Source organism: Streptomyces sp. CNQ085, assembly GCF_022614595.1.
GTDB lineage: Bacteria > Actinomycetota > Actinomycetes > Streptomycetales > Streptomycetaceae > Streptomyces.
Genome location: NZ_JAJFAU010000145.1, coordinates 1 through 2,287 on the forward strand (window position 1 = coordinate 1; position 2,287 = coordinate 2,287).

Here is a 2,287-nt window from a genome sequence, read left to right on the forward strand (position 1 = left end):
GGCGCGGAGGGCGCAGTCGGCGCCGGGGAGCCGGCCGCGGGTCCGGCGGGCGGGGCATGCACCACCACGCCGGGGGGCGCCGCGGGCACCGGTTCGCCCTCGCGGGGCTCGGGACGGCTCGTCCCCGGCACCCACGCGGCGCCGTTCCAGTAGCGGATGTATCCCGGAATGGACGGATCGGGGTAGTAGCCCGGGCCCGGGCTGCCGTTGGCGGATGCTGACGGAGGGGCGCTCATGTGTCCGGTCCCGTATCTGCTCGGCCGTCGCTGTGGCGTGTGCCGCTCCCCGTCCGGCGGCGAGACCGGGGAGCGCTGGCTCCACATCTACCAGAGACGGGACGCTCCTCGCCCCGGCCACCGGCGACCCCGCCACCATCCAGCGACACCGGGAGCCCGCGGCGCGCCGTGCGGGACGCGCCGCGCCGGACGCATCACGCCCGTTCCCATGGGTGCGGGGGCCGCGGGGCGGGCGTCAGGACGGGGGCCGGCCGGCGTCTCCGGCCGCCTGGCGCACCAGCGGGACGATCCGCAGCGGCACCGGGTTCTCCATGACGATGGCCGTGGAGGCCCGCACGATGCCCTCGAACCCCACCACCTTGTCGATCACCCGCTGGAGATCGGCGTTGGAGCGGGCCACCAGACGGCAGAGCATGTCGCCGCGGCCAGTGATGGTGTGCAGCTCCAGCACCTCCGGGACGGTCGCCAGGTGCGCCCGTACGTCGCGGCCCTGCCCCTGCCGGATCTCCAGTGTGGCGAAGGCGGTGACCGGGTAGCCGATGGCCGCGGGATCGACGTCGGGGCCGAAGCCGCGGATCACCCCGCCGGCCTGCAGCCGGTCCAGCCGCGCCTGCACGGTGCCCCGGGCCACCCCCAGCCGACGGGACGCCTCCAGCACGCCGATGCGCGGTTCGGCGGCGAGGAGCTCCAGCAGCCGGCCGTCCAGCTCGTCGATGCCCATGCGGACCTCCCGGTGGTCATACTGTACAGATCGTCCGGACGGACAGCAGGTCTACTGTACATATTGCTCAGGCTTCACATGAACTATTGCGCATCTTGTGGAACAGCGGGAGCCTGCGCCCATGACTGAGACCACGCACAGCACCCCCAGCACCGCCCGGCAGGCCGATCCCTTCCCGGTGAAGGGGATGGACGCGGTCGTCTTCGCCGTGGGCAACGCCAAGCAGGCCGCGCACTACTACTCCACGGCCTTCGGCATGAAGCTCGTGGCCTACTCCGGCCCCGAGAACGGCAGCCGCGAAACCGCCTCCTACGTCCTGGAGTCGGGCTCCGCCCGCTTCGTCCTCACGTCAGTCATCAAGCCGGCCACCGAGCGCGGCCGGTTCCTCGCCGAGCATGTCGCCGCACACGGCGACGGCGTGGTGGACCTGGCCATCGAGGTGCCGGACGCGCGGGCCGCGTACGCCTACGCCATCGAGCACGGCGCCACCGGCCTGGAGGAGCCCTACGAGGTCAAGGACGAGCACGGCACCGTCGTGCTGGCCGCCATCGCCACCTACGGCGAGACCCGCCACACGCTGGTGGAGCGCTCCGGCTACGACGGCCCCTACCTGCCCGGCTTCACCGCTGCGGAGCCCATCGTCGAACCCGGCCCCCGCTTCTTCCAGGCCGTCGACCACTGCGTCGGCAACGTCGAGCTGGGGAAGATGGACGAATGGGTGACCTTCTACAACAAGGTCATGGGCTTCACCAACATGAAGGAGTTCGTGGGCGACGACATCGCCACCGAGTACTCCGCGCTGATGTCCAAGGTCGTGGCCGACGGCAGGCGCAAGGTGAAGTTCCCGCTCAACGAGCCCGCGATCGCCAGGAAGAAGTCCCAGATCGACGAGTACCTGGAGTTCTACGGCGGCCCTGGGGTGCAGCACATCGCGCTCGCCACCAACGACATCGTCGCCACGGTGCGGGCCATGCGCGCCGCCGGCGTGCGGTTCCTGGAGACCCCCGACTCCTACTACGACACCCTGGGCGAGTGGGTCGGCGAGACCCGGGTGCCGATCGAGGAACTGCGCGAGCTGAAGATCCTCGCCGACCGTGACGAGGACGGCTACCTGCTGCAGATCTTCACCAAGCCGGTGCAGGACCGCCCGACGGTGTTCTTCGAGATGATCGAGCGCCACGGCTCCATGGGCTTCGGCAAGGGGAACTTCAAGGCCCTGTTCGAGGCCATCGAGCGCGAGCAGGAGCGGCGCGGCAACCTCTGAGCCCCGCCCCCGTGCCTGACACGGCCCCCGCACGCCCCCGCGGCCCCGCCCACCTGACGGCGGGGC

Annotated in this window: 3 protein-coding genes; 1 reads left to right on the forward strand and 2 read right to left on the reverse strand. The window is 71.4% G+C overall.

Going from position 1 to position 2,287, the window contains the following annotated elements; genetic code table 11:
* The coding region (locus LJ221_RS20090; RefSeq protein ID WP_241718124.1) for a DUF2510 domain-containing protein at positions 1 to 236 on the reverse strand (236 nt) is incomplete at its 3' end.
* Positions 237 to 471: 235 nt separating this feature from the next.
* A complete protein-coding gene (locus LJ221_RS20095) occupies positions 472 to 957 on the reverse strand; it encodes an Lrp/AsnC family transcriptional regulator (protein ID WP_241718125.1) in 486 nt (161 codons plus the stop codon).
* 121 nt (positions 958 to 1,078) lie between these two features.
* On the opposite strand from LJ221_RS20095, the gene hppD reads away from it, so the two are divergent.
* Positions 1,079 to 2,221 (forward strand): 4-hydroxyphenylpyruvate dioxygenase, encoded by a 1,143-nt coding sequence (gene hppD / locus LJ221_RS20100; protein WP_241718126.1) that lies wholly within the window; start codon positions 1,079 to 1,081, stop codon positions 2,219 to 2,221.
* Positions 2,222 to 2,287: the final 66 nt, after the last annotated feature.